The following is a 14,716-nucleotide window of genomic DNA, read 5'->3' on the forward strand; positions in this document are numbered from 1 at the left end:
CGAGACCGTCGCCGAGTCTCTGAGCGGACTTCAGTGCCTGGACGGCGCCGGTCGGCTCCCCGCATCACTGAAAACCGACCGGTTTCAATGCGTCCGATTCGAGTCAACCTCACGACAGGACCACTGAAGTGAAGTCAACTTCCAGAGAGCGCTTGCTGGAGGCGGCGGCCACGCTCACCTACCAGGACGGCGTCAATATCGGTGTCGACGCGCTGTGCAAGGCGGCGGGCGTGTCGAAGCGCTCTATGTACCAGCTGTTCCACAGCAAGGACGACCTGCTGGCGGCATGCCTGGAGGAGCGCACCGCCCCCTTCGTGGCCACTCTCCTGCCCCCGGCGGACGACGGCCGCTCCGCCCGCGAGCGGATCCTGCACGTCTTCGGGCAACTGGAGTCGCAGGCGGGCGCGCCCTCCTTCCGAGGCTGCCGGTACCTGGCTGTGCAGATCGAGCTCAAGGACCAGAATCACCCTGCGAGCCAGGTGGCACACCGGATCAAGGCGAGACTGACCGCCTTCTTCCGCACCGAGGCCGAGCATGGCGGCGCGAGCGACCCTGAGCTGTTGGCCCGGCAGCTGATCCTGGTCTTCGATGGCGCCGGCGCCCGTGCCGGAATCGGAGCCGACACCTTGACGGGACTCATCGCCCCCACGGTGGTCACCCTGCTGGATGCGGCAGGCGTGCGCTGACGCCTCGTCCTTCCGGAAGGCATCCTGGCTACTTTTTCCCGCACCGGGGGAGGCCGATGGCGGTGAGCGTGTTACCGAGCATGCCGCAGCAAAGAAACGTGCGGTCTGGTCGGCATCGGCATCCAGCGCCAGGTGTTCCCCATATCCTCATCCGGCCCAGGCCGATCTCCCGATCAGGTTGTCGCCCTGCATCCCGGCGGCCCGCCGCCACGAAGGCGTGTCCCTGCATCTGCAGTCTGCTCGCTCGTCTATGGCGCTGTGAAGAGCAGCGGGAAGCGCAGGCCCAGCCACGGTTTGCGGCCCCAGACGACGACCTTGGCGCGGGCCATGGCGGTGGGGGCGGTCCAGCGGCCCAGGGCGAGGAGGAGGAAGGCGACGGGGTCGATGGCTATCGTGCAGTCGGGCCGGCGGGGCGGGGTGTCGGTGACCGTGGGCACGCCGTCCGCGAAGGTGACGGCGAAGCGGTCGCGGCCGATCCGCAGCAGATAACACGCATGGTGGTCGGCCGCGCCGGCGTTCACGACGCGCGGCATGCCCAGTCGCATGAAGGGCAGCGTGAACGCGACCACGTCCCGGTTGACCATGTGGGGCCCGCGCAGGGCGACCGCGATGTCGTATCCGTGCCCGAGCAGGTGCGTGAGCAGGTACGAGCCGAGGGTGGCCAGGTCCATCGGCCCCATCGGCGTCAGCACCGCCTCCTGCGGACTGCGGCCGGCCGTGACCGCGACGAAGGCCCTGGCCGTGTCCGCGATCTGCGCGCCGAGGACCGCCGGGTCGCGCTGCGGGAAGACGGCCAGAGCCGCACGGTTGGCCGCCGCGAGACCACTCGGCGTCCCATCGCCGTAAGGGCGGTCCTCGCCCGCCCCTACGTCGGCCATCAGCTGCCCCGCCAGCGCGAGGTGCGCCGCCGCTTCGCCCACCGTCCACTCGGCGCCCCGCAGCGGCGTCCGCGGGTCGGCCCCCGCCTCCAGCAGCTCAGCGATCCGGTCGGCAGTGGCGACGATGGCATCCTCGGGTGTCATGAACGCGATCGTGTCCGCGCTCGGACTTGCTGTCCAGGGCCCTGCCGGTCCAGCTCCCGCCTGTACCTGAAGGACTTTCGGGGGGTACGGCATTCATGATCGGGTCCCGGCCGGCGAAGGGGCCGTCTCGGTCAGGAACGAACTCCACGGCTCCCTGGGCGAGAAGGGCGCTTCGGCCGATGCGATCGGGTGGGAGTTCGGTCCCGGTGCACCGGCCCGGGCAATCGCCCAGGCCGCAGGGCGAACAGCCGCACCCGCCCCTGCCGGCCGGCAACAAGCGTTGCCCCGCAGGTGGCTGCGCTGGACACCGTGCATGCCGAGCCTGGGTGCCCAGAGGTACTTCTTGGATGTCCCAGGAGTCCTTGGGTGGCGAGTCGGGGGTGAAACGGCGGCCCGCCTCCAGCCCGAGTGTGCGGTAGCCCTGCTCGATGAGCCGGAGGGCGGTGACGGACCCGCCGCAGCCGAATCCACGATGATCACGGCGTGATCGTGAGCGGAATCGTCGTCCTGCTCCTCCTGATGCGGGAGGAGCCCTTCCGTGACACGTGCTTTCCTCATCGGGGCCGGGTCAGGTCCGGCGGAGTCGCCACGAGACGTCGGTCAACCGGCGGCCGGCCCCGCAGGCAGGATCACCGCGTCCCATCCCCACTGTCAGTCGAGGGTGGTGGTCGAGCCGGACGGCGACCAGTGGGGCGTGTCGATCGGCGAGTAGTACTCGTCCTTCTGGTCCAGGCGCTCCATCCGGCGTCCGGAGTGCTCCTGGAGCACCTCGGGGTCGAGCGGCGGCACGAACGTGTTGTTCACCAGGGTGTATTCGGCGGCGAGGCGTCCCACCGGGGCGATGGCACCGAAGTCGATCCGGCCGCCCACATGGAGGTCGTCCCGGATGTAGAAGCGCACCACATTGCCCCACACGATGTTGTTGAGTCCGTCGGGCGCCGAGAAGATGCGCTCGACGGTGCACTCGAAAGCGATGGGGGCGCCCTTGATACGCGGCGGACGAACGGCCTCGGACGGCTCCTTCTCCAGCCCAACCGCGTCGAACTCGTCGACGTCGGGCTCGAACTCGAAGGCGCTGCGGTGCAGCCCCTCGATCTGCGGCAGGGTGGCCATGTTGGTGACGAACTCGCCGGTGTCACGGATGTTGACGAAGCTGTCTTTGAGCGTGGCCCCGTCCGAGCGCGGCTGCATCGACAGCGAGATCCGGGGCGGCTTGCGCCCGACGACCGTGAAGAAGGAGATGGGGGCCAGGTTGCCCACGCCTTCGGTGGACAGGGTGCTCACCCAGGCGATGGGGCGGGGAATGACACTGCCGATGAGCAGCTTGTAGGCGGACTTCTCGTCCAGGTCCGCGGAGTCGATGATCATGTCGTGTCCTCTGGCTAGCGGCTCGTTGGGGGGAGTGAGGGAGGGTCAGCGGCCCTTGAAGGGGAGGACGGGCCGGGGACGGCCCTCCTTGAGGGCCTTGGCGGCGGAGGCCAGGCCGTCCTTGACGTCCTCGGTTTCGTAGAGCGGGACGGCGAGGTCGAACAACTGCTGGTCAGCGGCCGGGATGCCGCCCGTGGCCCAGGAGCGCAGCAGCGCCTTGTGCACGACGTGTGCCCGGGTGGGGCCTTCGGCGATCTTTTGGGCGAAGGCCTCGGCTTCGGTGCGGAGTTCGTCGTCGGGGACGACGTGATTGATGACGCCGGCCTGGGCCATGACCGTGGCGGGTACCTGCTCGGAGGTCAGTGCCCATTCGTAGGCGCGGGCCCGGCCGGCCCGTTCGGCCACACGGTGGATCCCGCCGAGGAGAGTGACGATGCCGAGCGACTGCTCGGGATGGCCGAAGCGGGCGCTCTCGGCGGCGAGGATGATGTCGGCTCGCAGCGCGAGTTCGAACCCGCCGCCGAAGCACAGCCCCTGGACCGCGGCCACGACCGGGACCGGGAGCTGTTCGAACCGGTTGATCACGGCCATGATCTCGTCGAAGTCGGCGCGCAGGCTGGTGCGGTCGGCGTCGAGCCAGGGGCGGAAGTCGCCGCCCCAGCTGAAGTCAGGTCCCTCGGCTCGCAGCAGGACGGCGCGGGCCGGGCTGCGCGTGATGGCGTCGACGGCTTCGCCGAGTTCCTGGGCGAACTCGGGTGCGAAGCGGTTCTGCGGGGGGTTGTCGATGACGATCGTGGCGATATCGCCGTCGATGGAGTGGGTGAGAACGGACATGGAACTTCCTTGGCTCGGGACAGTGCGGGCGGGCGCGCCGTGGGTCGGGTGAGCGCTCGCGGAACCAGTCCGGGGCGGACTGTGCGGGATGGGAACTGCGTGCTGTAGCTCGTTCATGGGCCGTCAGGGCGACGATGGTGGGGGAGCCCCGGGGTGCCCGCATCCCCGGGTCGCACCTGCGTCACCTGGGGCGTCGGCGCGTGGTCGGCCCGCCGCTGGTGGCCGGAGGAGCTCATGAGCGACACCCTTCGTGTGGCTGCGACGCCATCAAGATGAAATAACCTTACGCCTTTAGCTCCTTTCGCTTCAATAGGGCGGAGGTGTCGTACCCTGAGCAGGTGGTCAAACGGTCACGGTCATGTCGGTAGAGCCGAACGATCAGCGAAAGGAAGGCGGGGCCATGGTGTGGTCCGCGTCCACGCGGTACGAGGTCGAACCGGCACCGGTCGGGCTGGCGCTCGTGCACGACCTGCTCAACACCATTTCCGCCGGCCGACCCCGGGCGGCCGATCTCCTGGACGGCCTCGCCGACGCGCAGGCCTGGGTCGATCAGGCGCTGGACTGCTGGGCGAAGGAGAGGGGGCAGGCCGCGGCGCAGGTCTCGCTCACCGAGAGCGATCTCGAGGAACTGCGCGGCCTGCGCGCCGAGTTGCGGCGGCTTCTCGCCTCCGGAAACGGCGACGGCACGGACGCCGGCGACTGGACCGTTGTACCCGCCGTTCATGTCGCGGCGGCGGCCGTGCGGATGGACCGTAACGGACGGGCCGTCCTGGAGCCTCGCGGCCAGGGCTGGCGGTATGTGGCCGCCCTGGTGCTGCTCGAGGTTTTCCAGGCTCAGCAGGCGGACATCTGGCGCCGGCTCAAGGTCTGCCGCAATACGCGCTGTACAACGGCGTACTTCGACCGCTCCCGCAACAACAGCGGTGTGTGGCACTCCACCAAGACCTGCGGCAACCCCGAGAACCTGCGTGCCCACAGGGCCCGTCAGCGGGTCCGTACCACCAGGCTGTAGCGGCCGTCCCGGTCGGTCGCCTGGCGGGGCAACCCCAGCGAAATCAGCACAGCGAGTCTGCTCCTTTCAACAGTGGCCATCGCTATCGCTTGAGCTGAAATAAGTGAAAGCTATACGGTTATTGCATTCAGGGCTCACTACTCGGTCCGGGCCTGTCGGTCCGCGACGCCGCGAAGGCGGCCTGGAGGTTGAACTCATGGCACCCGAGACACAGCGACCGCCTGGTGGCGGCATCCGTCGTCGGACGATTCAGGCGGGCGGGCTGGAGGTTCCGATCCTGGAGGCCGGCAGCGGCCCGCTCGTCCTGTGCCTCCACGGATTTCCCGACCATGCCGGCTCCTGGGCAGGGATGCTCGACCGCCTCGCGAAGGGCGGCTACTGGGCGGTCGCTCCCGCACAGCGCGGATACTGGCCCGATGGCGCGGCGCCCAACGGGTCCTATCGCGCCTCAGCGACCGGGCGGGACGTCCTGGACCTGATCGAAGCGCTCGGGCGCGATCGGGCGGATCTCGTCGGTCACGACCTCGGTGCTCGGGCGGCGTACGCGGCGGCGAGCCTCGACGCGACACGTGTCCGCAAGCTTGTCGGCATGGCGGTTCCCTACGGCCCGCAGCTGCGAACCGCCTGGCTCACCAACGGCGACCAGCAGCGGCGCAGCTGGTACATGTTCTTCTTCCAGACGGCCCTGGCGGAGCCGGCCGTCGCGCTCGACGACTTCGCCTTCATCGACCGGCTCTGGCGGGAGTGGTCGCCCGGCTACGAGTTGCCGGACGCGGAGCGTGCCGCGCTCAAGGAGACCCTCCGCGCTCCAGGAGTCCTGACCGAGGTCCTGGGCTACTACCGCCAGCTGTTCTCACCACCCGCCGATGAGGCGACGCGAGCCCTGGAAGCCCGGGCGAGCGGTGCCATCACCGTCCCGTCGCTGTACCTCCACGGGGCCGACGACAACTGCTTTTCCGTCGAGGTGAGCGACGGCATGGAAGCCGTGTTCAAGAACGGCTTCGAACGCGTCGTCGTCCCCCGCGCCGGACACTTCCTCCACCTGGAGCAGCCCAAGCCGGTCGCCGATCACATCCTGAGCTTCCTGAACAGCTGACCCAGGGGCCGCCGTGGCCGATGAAGGGCTCCGAGCACGCCCGACCGATGAACACGCCCGCCGGCATCAGCCGACCTCGTACAGGTCGCTGACCTGGCGGGCGTGCATGTCACTCGTTCGATGCGTCCGCCGACCGACTTTCTCGTGGCGCCCCTTCTTGAGGGGCTGCCGTCGGGCCCGGGGATTCCGAACGCGTTTCGGAAAGGCCCGAAACCGGGCGGGCAGCCGCTTCTCGCTCGCCACCGTGCCCCTGGTGTCCGAAGGCGCGCAGCAGGAAGGGCAGCATGCGGTCGGCGGTCTCCTCCGCGGTGGCGGCGTCGACCTGGCTCGGCGGCAGTGGAGTGAGGAAGAACTTGCTCATCATGGGACCGATCAGCAGGTCGCCCAGCAGGTCGGCGTGCTCGACCGGCGGGATCTCACCTCGGTCCACCGCGCGCTGCGTTATCTCCGCCATGCGTTCACGCACGGGCACCATGAAGGCATTCGTGAGGGCCTCGGCCAGGGAGGGGCTGTACGCGGCCTCGCCGATCAGCGTGCGCAGCACCCCTCCCTCAATCCCGGTCAGAGAAGCTGCCTTGTCCCGGAGCAGGGCGCGCAGGTCACCTTCGAGTGTGCCGGTGTCCGACTGTGCCGTCAGTTCCTTGGCGTACGCGGCGGCGGCGTCGACGACCATGACCTCCTTGGACGGCCAGCGCCGGTAGAGGGTGGCGGTGGACACTCCGGCGCGGGACGCGACGGCGGCGGTGGTGAGCCCGCCGTAACCGCTCTCGGTCAGAACGGCCAGAGTCGCGGCCAGCAGTGCGCGGTCGCGGGAGGCATCGCGGGGGCGCCCCCGGCGTGGCTGGGGCCCGGTCATCAGGCGGTTTCCGAAGAGATCCGGTGGGACTGCCGTACGGAACGTTGAGTAAGGGTGGGGTAGGTCACAAGACCAGCATACAACCAAACGAAACGAAAGACTTTCGTTTCGTATATGCTTCTGGGTATGAAGACCAACGCACCCACCGGCGGTCAGCCGGACATCGCCGTTACGGCGGCCCCTGCGGCGGAGACCGTCGCGCGACTGCGGGCCACCTTCAACACCGGCCGCACCAAGCCCGTCGCCTGGCGCAAGCAGCAACTGCAGGCGTTGAGGCGTCTGCTGACGGAGCAGGAGGACGTGTTCGTGCAGGCGCTGCACACCGACCTCGGCAAGAGCCCGACCGAGTCGCGCATGGCGGAGATCGGCTTCCTCGTCAGGGAGATCGACCACACCCTGAGTCATCTCGATCGGTGGCTGCGTCCGAAGAGGGCCTCTGTGCCCTTGTCGCTCATGCCCTCCCGGGCCTGGACCGTGCGTGAGCCGCTGGGGGTCGTGCTGGTCATCGCCCCCTGGAACTACCCGGTCAATCTGGCGCTCGCGCCGGTCATCGGTGCCCTGGCCGCCGGCAATGCCGTCGTCCTCAAGCCCAGCGAGGTCGCCCCCGCGACCTCGGCCGTGTTGGCCCACTGGCTGCCCCGGGTGCTGGACCCGCAGGCCGTGGCTGTCGTCGAGGGAGGCGTGCCGGAGACGACCGCCCTGCTGGAGCAGCGTTTTGACCACATCTTCTACACCGGCAACGGCGCGGTGGGACGCATCGTCATGACCGCCGCGGCCCGTCATCTCACCCCGGTCACCCTGGAGCTGGGCGGCAAGAGCCCCGCAGTCGTCGAACCAGGCACTGACCTCAAGATGGCCGCCCGCCGCATCGCCCTGGGCAAGTTCATGAACGCGGGCCAGACCTGCGTCGCACCCGACTACGTGCTCGCGATAGGTGACGCGGGCGCCGAGATAGAGACTCACCTGGTCGAGGTGCTCCGTGAGATGTACGGCACCGATCCGGCCGCCAGCAACGACTACGGCCGCATCGTCAACGAGCGCCACTTCGACCGGCTGGCCGGCCTGCTGAACGACGGCCGGACCGTCGTGGGCGGCGACCACGACCGCGAGACCCGCTACATCGCCCCGACCGTGCTGGCCGACGTCGACCCCGACTCCCCGGTGATGCGCGACGAGATCTTCGGCCCCGTCCTGCCCATCGTCCGGGTCCCCGACCTGGACGCGGCGATCGCCTTCATCAACGGACGGGACAAGCCGCTGGCCATGTACGCCTTCACCGCGTCCAAGCGCTCCAAGCGGCGCCTGACCACGGAGACGTCCTCCGGTGGCCTGGTCTTCGGCCTCTCGCTCCTTCAGCTCGGCGCCCTCGACCTGCCCTTCGGCGGCGTCGGTGAGAGCGGCATGGGCCGCTACCACGGCTCGTACTCCGTGGACACCTTCAGTCACCTCAAGGCCGTCCTCGACAAGCCCCTCAAGCCGGACACGCTGGGCGTGGCCACCCCGCCCTACACCCGCGGCAAGGACCGCATCCTGCGACGCATCACGTGAGCCGGGTGATCCCCGCCCCGCAGCCAGGGATGACGACCTCAAGCGTCACGACCATCGCCGAGCCGGGCCTCCGGGCCCGCCTCGGCACCAGATGACGGTTACCGACCGTCGCAAGATTGAAAGGAAGAAGGGGAAGGGGTGCCCGCAAGGGTGGGTGCCGCGTCCCCGACAGTCATGAGCAAGATCGACTACCGCACCCAGACCACATTGATCACCGGGGCGAGTGCCGGACTCGGCGCGGAGTTCGCCCGCCAGTTCGCCGCGCGCGGCTCGAACCTCGTGCTGGTCGCCCGCCGCGCGGACCGGCTTCACGCCCTGGCCGGCGAGCTGTCCGCGAAACACCAGATCACCGTCACGGTGGTGCCGTTCGACCTGACCGTGCCGGCCGCGGGCGAAGCGCTGGCCGAGGAGGTGGCCCGGCGCGGGATCGCCGTTACCAGCCTCGTGAACAACGCCGGCTTCGGCACCCATGCCCCGTTCCGCCAGGATGATCCGGAACGCATGCAGCAGGAGATAGGCCTGAACGTGGCCAGCCTGGTCGACGTCACCAGGGCGTTCATCGACCAGCTGACCGGTGTCCTGGTCAACGTCGCCAGCACACTCGGATACCAGCCGTGGCCGAACGCCGCCGTCTACGGGGCGACCAAGGCCTTCGTGCTGAGTTTCACCGAGGCACTGTGGCAGGAATCGCGGGGGACCGGCCTGCGCGTGCTCGCCATCTCCCCGGGCCCGACCCGGACCGAGTTCTTCGACGCGCTCGGCTCCGACGACATGGCCCGAGGCGTCCCGAAGCAGACACCCCGCCAGGTGGTCACCACCGCACTGCGCGCGCTGGACCGGCGCAACCCGCCGCCCAGCGTCGTCTCCGGCACGTTCAACTGGGTGGGCACCCTCGTCTCCCGTTTCACCACACGCCGAGTCACCGCTCTGGCCTTCGGCGCGATGACCCAGTGGCAGATGGGCTCAAGCCGGTCCGGCCACTGACACTCTCCGGACCACGGTCACATCGCTCGTCGTGCCCGTCACCGAGCACCTCGCGCACAGGCATCATGCACAGACAGGAACCACCATGAACGTGAAGGCCGCCATCGCGACCGCCAAGGAACAGCCGCTGGTCATCGAGAACGTCGAGATCGACGAGCCCCGCCCCGACGAGGTGCAGGTGCGCCTGGTCGCCACCGGCATCTGTCACACCGACGCGATCGTGCGCGACCAGTGGTACCCCACGCCACTGCCGGCGGTACTCGGCCACGAGGGCGCGGGCATCGTGGAGAAGGTCGGCTCCTCGGTCACCGGCATCGCGCCCGGCGACCGCGTCGTGCTCAGCTTCGCCAGCTGCGGTGCGTGCGACAGTTGCAACTCCGGCCACCCCGCCTACTGCACCGACTTCGCCATGCGTAACTTCGGCGGCGCCCGCAAGGACGGCAGCACGGCCTTCCGCGCCGAGGACGGCTCCGCCGTCTCCTCCCACTTCTTCGGACAGTCCTCCTTCGCCGGCGTGACGAACGTGGCCCAGCGGAGCGTCGTGAAGGTGTCCGAGACCGCCCCGCTCGACATCCTCGGCCCGCTGGGTTGCGGCGTTCAGACCGGCGCGGGCGCCGTGCTCAACGTGCTCAAGCCGAAGCCCGGCTCGAGTTTCGTGCTCTTCGGTACGGGCGCGGTCGGTCTCTCCGGCCTGCTTGCGGCCGTGGCCGCGGGCGCCACGACGGTGATTGCCGTCGACATCGTCGACAGCCGCCTCGAGTTCGCCAAGAGCGTCGGCGCCACTCACACGATCAACAGCGGGAACGAGGACCCGGTCGCGCGCATCAAGGAGATCACCGGAGGCGGCGCGGACTACGCGCTGGACGCGACCGGCAACAAGGTCGTCTTCCGTCAGATGATCGACTCGATGGGCCTGCTCGGCCATGCCGCCATCGTGGGCCTGGCGAAGCCCGGCACCGAGTCGCCCATCGACATCGGCAGCTCGATGCTCACCGGCGCCAGTGTGAGCTTCGTCCTCGAGGGCGATGCCGTCCCGCAGGTACTGATTCCACAGCTGATCGCCCTCTACGAGGCCGGCAGCTTCCCGTTCGACAAGCTCATCAAGCACTACGCGTTCGAGGACATCAACCAAGCCTTCGAGGACAGCGAGAACGGGGTCACGCTCAAGCCGGTGGTCACCTTTTGAGTACGTAGCACAGGAGAGGAACGGCACTCCTTCCCTTGCCCAGCGGAAACCGGGCGGTTTACAGTGATAGCGCTTGTTGAGGATTGTTGAACGATCCTCCTGTCGCCTATGTGTCGTGTAGTGCGCCTGGATCATGAAGGGACCCATGTGAGCAGGAACGAGATGAGCGTGCCCCGCTCCGTCCAGGAGGCGGTTCACGCCTGTGCAGTCCGGGCGACGCAGGGCTCGGCGGACTTGGCCCGGGCGTCGGACGTGGAGATCGACACCGCGCTGCGGACCATGGCGGAGCGGCTGGAGACGGCACGCGACGTGCTGACAGCGGCGAATCAGGACGACCTGCGATCGGCCGCCTCGAGCGGGATGTCGGCGGCACTGCAGGATCGCCTGCGGCTGACCGGCCCACGCCTGGAGGACATGGCCGCGGCGTTGCGGACGCTGGCGGACGTGTCGCACGAGCCGCGGGACACCGTCATCGAGGAGCGTCCCGACGGACTGGTCCTGCTGGAGCGCCGCCGCCCGGTAGGGGTCATCGGCGCGAACTTCGAGGCGCGTCCGAATGTCACGCTCGACGTCGCCTCCCAGTTCCTCAAGTCCCGCAACGGCGGCGTACTGCGCACCGGTTCGGCGGCCCTGCGCTCCTCCCAGGCCTTGATCACCCACGTCATCACGCCCGCTCTCGCCGGCGCGGGACTGAACCCGGACGCCATCCAGCTGGTGCCGAGTGAGGATCGAGCGGCGGCCTACGCGTTGGTGTCGCTGCCCGAGACGGTCCCTCTGGTCATCCTCCGCGGCAGCGGCGACAGCACCCGGGAACTCAGCCGCGAGGCCGCCCGCCACGGTGTGCGCACGCTGGCCCACGCGGACGGCGGCGGAGTGCTGTATGTGGCCCCGGACGCCGACGAGAAGCTGGTGCACGAACTGATCACCAGCAGCCTGGACCGGCTGGGCGTCTGCAACCGGCTCAATCTGCTCCTCATCGACCGGGCTGTCCACGGCAAGCTGCTGCCGGGCATTTTGAAGACCCTCGAGGACCTGGGCATTGCGGCATCGCTGCCGCCGCACACTCACGCACGCGGTTACGAGTGGTCCCTGGATGACGAGCATGCGGCAACGGTGACGATCGACGAGGCCGACGGCCCAATCCAAGCCGCACGGATCGCCAACGAGGAGACCTCCGGACTGGCCGCTGCCATCGCCACCCATGACCCGGACACCGCGGACCGGTTCATGGACGCCTACGGCGGCTCAGGCCTCTTCTGGAACTCCACCACACGCCTCCTCGACGGCTTCAAGCTCCTGCGCCTGCCGGAAACCGGCATCAACATCGACCGCGTCCCCGGCCCCCGAGGCCCCGTCACCTACCGCGACCTGTATCTACGCCAGTACGTCGTGCGACCGGCGACGACGGTGCGCAGTTGAGCCGATGCGGCATTGAAAAGCGGCCACCGCACGGCTTGTGGGACCTCCCCCTGAGTGGTGGACACGCTGATACTGAATCTGCCTGATCCGGAGGAAGCGAGGAGACCGTGGTGCTCTGGCTCACCTGAGGCCCCTCGTCCGGGCTTGTCGGACCCAAGGAACTGGGCGTGCCGCCGGAGGTGTTCGGAGGCTGAGCCGGAAGTACCGGCCTTGGAGGGGCGAATTGCTGCGACCGGGTTCGACGTCCCCCTTCGAGCCGGCGCGGTCGGCCCAGTCAGGCTTTTGGCCCAAGGGATGGAATCCGTTGCACGTGACTCCAATGGGTCGGCGCCCGAAGCAGCCCTCGCCGAACTCGTTCACGCGGTCAGGTGCCATGGGCGGCTACGTAGACGGCGACGCACGTTGGGAGGCGCGGAAGGCCAGGGGAGTGCGGCCGGTGTGGCGTTGGAAGAACTTGCCGAAGTGGGTGGCGCTGGTGAAGCCGAGGTGGGCTGCGATGGTGGAGGCGGGTTCGGTGCCGTGGGCGAGGAGCCGCTTGGCCTCCAGGGCGAGGCGATGGTCGAGGTAGTCCTTGGCGCTGAGGCCCGCCGCGGTCTGAGTGGCGCGGGTGAGGGTGCGGGTGGAGTAGCCGAGTTCCCGGGCGTAGTCGTCGATGCGATGAGTGCGGGAGAAACCTCGTTCGACAGCGTCGCGGAAGCGCAGGAAGGGCTCGGGGGCGGATTCCGCGGCCTGGCCGTGCTGTTGCAGGTGGGCCAGGCGCAGAAGTACGACGTCGAGCAGGCGGTGCAGCAGGGCGGTGTGCACCGGCAGCGGATGGCGGCCGGACTGGGAGAACTCCGCGGCCAGTTGCTCGGCCGCGGCTGCCAGTACGGGGGCCTCCGAAGGATTGGGGCTGTACAAGGGCATCGGGGCGGTGCCGGTGCCGAGTCCGGCCAGTTCCGCGGTGTCGGGGGCGACGAAGTCCTCCTGGAAGAAGATCAGGACGGCCTCGGCCTGGTCAGGGTTCTGCCACTGGTGCACCTGGCCGGGCCGGATCCACAGCCAGGAACCGGGCGGCAGTACGTACCCGGTGAAGTCGACGCGGTGGCGCAGAGTGCCGGCGGTGACCAGCATCAGGGCGTGGAAGTCCGCCCGGTGCGGGGTGGCGATGTGCCAGGGCCAGTCACGGGTGCGGTCGCGGAAGTCGGCCAGGGTCATGACCTCCATGCCCGCCGGGGTTCCGGCCGGAGACTGGAAAGCCACCTTCGGCAGGCCCGTCTCCCGTTGACCGGGTGTCTGCCGTGCTTGTCGCCTGTGGACCATCACGAGACCGCAGCGTACCTCGCGGAACCTCCGGTTCCGTCCCAGTATGGAGTTGTTCCAGGGGCGCGGGCCTGTGGGATGGAAAGCCGGCCGTGTCCGTTGCGGCCGATGGTCGGTCGTGGGCCGGCCATCAGCGATCCGCCCCTTCCCGCGTCCCCTCATCACCGCTCATCCGCATTCCGACAGGAGCACAGTCATGCACGGCACCCTCACGGTCATCGACAAGGGCCAGGTCCGCATCCACAGCTACGTCTCGCCCGAGGACGGCCTGGGCGTCACCACCCAGCTGATCGAGACGCCGTCGCGGATCATCGCCGTCGACGCGCAGTTCGTCCTGGCCTACGCCGACGAGGTCGTCGCCTACGCCAAGAGCCTGGGCAAGCCGCTCGACCGCCTCGTCGTCAGCCATGCGCATCCGGACCACTACCAGGGCGCGGCCCGCTTCGGCGTCCCCGTGCACGCGCTGCCGGAGACCACCGCGGAGATCGTAGCCATGGGGGCCAAGACGGACCTGCCCACCGGCGCCGCGATCCCGCTCGCCGACGTGACGCCGACCGTGGAGATCACCCCGGGCACTGAGGTCATCGACGGCATCCCGTTCGTGTTCGAGAAGGTCACCGGCGGCGAGATCCACACCACCCTCGTGATCAAGCTGCCCGAGGAGGGTGTCCTGGTCGCTCAGGACGTCGTCTACAACCACACCCACCTGTGGTTCCTGGACAAGGACTTCGACGGCTGGCAGGCCAACATCGACCGCTTCGCGGCCGAGACCGAGTACGACACCATCCTGCCCGGCCACGGCGAGCCGACCACCCCCGCCGTCTGGGCCGAGCTCACCGACTACGTCAACGCCGGCCGGGAGCTGCTCGGTGACGACGGCGACGCCTACAAGAAGGCCATCACCGAGCGTTACCCCGCCTACCAGGGCGCAGCCCTCATCGACGTCGCCAACGCCTACATGTTCGGCCCCAAGAACTGAGTCCGCCCCGCGTTTTGCGCGACCACAGTTCATCCGACACAAGATCAGCAGGCACCCCACGGAGCCTGCCGGTGACCATCGCCAAACGCGTACCGAAACACCGATCTCATCCTGAAACGATCAGCTAGGCGTGGGGTGTCGGCGATGCGGTCAGAGCCTGAAACAGGCCGCGTCCGAGGCACTCTCCGCTCGTCAACCAGCTGTCCTGCGGACGCTCGCCGACCGCGATCGCCGCGGGCGCGCCTCAGATGCCGACGCGAGCACTCCAACCTGCACCGTACCGGCGCTACAGCCGCCGCTGACGGGTCTTCTGCAAGTCCGCGCCGGTACACACACGGCGCCGGTGAACGGGTTGGTAGGGCACTCGACGAGGCGCCCATGGCATGGCCGACCGTGCTAGGTGGCGTGTGACCGTGGCAACCAT

The 14,716-nt window shown here is 68.9% G+C and carries 13 protein-coding genes and 1 pseudogene; 8 read left to right on the forward strand and 6 right to left on the reverse strand.

What is annotated here, in order from left to right; all coding sequences use genetic code 11:
* Positions 1-128: 128 nt before the first annotated feature.
* Positions 129-686 carry a TetR/AcrR family transcriptional regulator gene (locus tag ABZT03_RS17275; protein WP_356039860.1) on the forward strand — a complete coding sequence of 186 codons (558 nt, stop codon included), beginning with the start codon at positions 129-131 and terminating at the stop codon, positions 684-686.
* 248 nt (positions 687-934) lie between these two features.
* Here ABZT03_RS17275 and ABZT03_RS17280 read toward each other — a convergent pair whose 3' ends face one another.
* The 4 genes and pseudogenes from ABZT03_RS17280 to ABZT03_RS17295 all read right to left on the reverse strand — a co-directional run bounded on the left by ABZT03_RS17280 (position 935) and on the right by ABZT03_RS17295 (position 3,910).
* Entirely contained in the window at positions 935-1,708 is a 774-nt protein-coding gene (locus ABZT03_RS17280; protein WP_356039863.1) for a maleylpyruvate isomerase family mycothiol-dependent enzyme, read from the reverse strand.
* A 279-nt stretch (positions 1,709-1,987) separates the two neighbouring features.
* Positions 1,988-2,266: pseudogene (locus ABZT03_RS17285) on the reverse strand (hypothetical protein); the annotation flags it as partial.
* Positions 2,267-2,359: 93 nt separating this feature from the next.
* Positions 2,360-3,076 (reverse strand): flavin reductase family protein, encoded by a 717-nt coding sequence (locus tag ABZT03_RS17290; RefSeq protein ID WP_356039866.1) that lies wholly within the window; start codon positions 3,074-3,076, stop codon positions 2,360-2,362.
* 45 nt (positions 3,077-3,121) lie between these two features.
* Entirely contained in the window at positions 3,122-3,910 is a 789-nt protein-coding gene (locus tag ABZT03_RS17295; protein WP_356039869.1) for an enoyl-CoA hydratase/isomerase family protein, read from the reverse strand.
* 400 nt (positions 3,911-4,310) lie between these two features.
* On the opposite strand from ABZT03_RS17295, the gene ABZT03_RS17300 reads away from it, so the two are divergent.
* Both ABZT03_RS17300 and ABZT03_RS17305 read left to right on the forward strand, forming a co-directional pair.
* Entirely contained in the window at positions 4,311-4,922 is a 612-nt protein-coding gene (locus ABZT03_RS17300; RefSeq protein ID WP_356039872.1) for a CGNR zinc finger domain-containing protein, read from the forward strand.
* 196 nt (positions 4,923-5,118) lie between these two features.
* Positions 5,119-6,018 (forward strand): alpha/beta hydrolase, encoded by a 900-nt coding sequence (locus tag ABZT03_RS17305; RefSeq protein WP_356039874.1) that lies wholly within the window; start codon positions 5,119-5,121, stop codon positions 6,016-6,018.
* A gap of 109 nt (positions 6,019-6,127) precedes the next feature.
* On the opposite strand, the gene ABZT03_RS17310 is transcribed toward ABZT03_RS17305, so the two are convergent.
* Positions 6,128-6,874, reverse strand: coding sequence for a TetR/AcrR family transcriptional regulator (locus ABZT03_RS17310; protein ID WP_356039877.1), 747 nt, complete (start codon positions 6,872-6,874; stop codon positions 6,128-6,130).
* A 126-nt stretch (positions 6,875-7,000) separates the two neighbouring features.
* On the opposite strand from ABZT03_RS17310, the gene ABZT03_RS17315 reads away from it, so the two are divergent.
* The 4 genes from ABZT03_RS17315 to ABZT03_RS17330 all read left to right on the forward strand — a co-directional run bounded on the left by ABZT03_RS17315 (position 7,001) and on the right by ABZT03_RS17330 (position 12,011).
* Positions 7,001-8,422 (forward strand): aldehyde dehydrogenase family protein, encoded by a 1,422-nt coding sequence (locus ABZT03_RS17315; protein WP_356039880.1) that lies wholly within the window; start codon positions 7,001-7,003, stop codon positions 8,420-8,422.
* 174 nt (positions 8,423-8,596) lie between these two features.
* Positions 8,597-9,406, forward strand: a complete 810-nt coding sequence (locus ABZT03_RS17320) for an SDR family oxidoreductase (protein ID WP_356039883.1) — start codon at positions 8,597-8,599, stop codon at positions 9,404-9,406.
* Between the two features lie 85 nt (positions 9,407-9,491).
* The gene (locus ABZT03_RS17325; protein WP_356039886.1) at positions 9,492-10,592 is read left to right on the forward strand and encodes an NAD(P)-dependent alcohol dehydrogenase; all 1,101 of its coding nucleotides are present in this window, start codon (positions 9,492-9,494) and stop codon (positions 10,590-10,592) included.
* A gap of 147 nt (positions 10,593-10,739) precedes the next feature.
* Positions 10,740-12,011, forward strand: a complete 1,272-nt coding sequence (locus ABZT03_RS17330) for an aldehyde dehydrogenase family protein (RefSeq protein WP_356039889.1) — start codon at positions 10,740-10,742, stop codon at positions 12,009-12,011.
* Positions 12,012-12,392: 381 nt separating this feature from the next.
* On the opposite strand, the gene ABZT03_RS17335 is transcribed toward ABZT03_RS17330, so the two are convergent.
* A complete protein-coding gene (locus ABZT03_RS17335) occupies positions 12,393-13,217 on the reverse strand; it encodes an AraC family transcriptional regulator (RefSeq protein WP_356039892.1) in 825 nt (274 codons plus the stop codon).
* 292 nt (positions 13,218-13,509) lie between these two features.
* On the opposite strand from ABZT03_RS17335, the gene ABZT03_RS17340 reads away from it, so the two are divergent.
* Entirely contained in the window at positions 13,510-14,292 is a 783-nt protein-coding gene (locus tag ABZT03_RS17340) for an MBL fold metallo-hydrolase (protein ID WP_356039895.1), read from the forward strand.
* Positions 14,293-14,716: the final 424 nt, after the last annotated feature.

This window comes from Streptomyces sp. NPDC005574, from assembly GCF_040605435.1.
Taxonomy (GTDB): Bacteria; Actinomycetota; Actinomycetes; order Streptomycetales; family Streptomycetaceae; genus Streptomyces.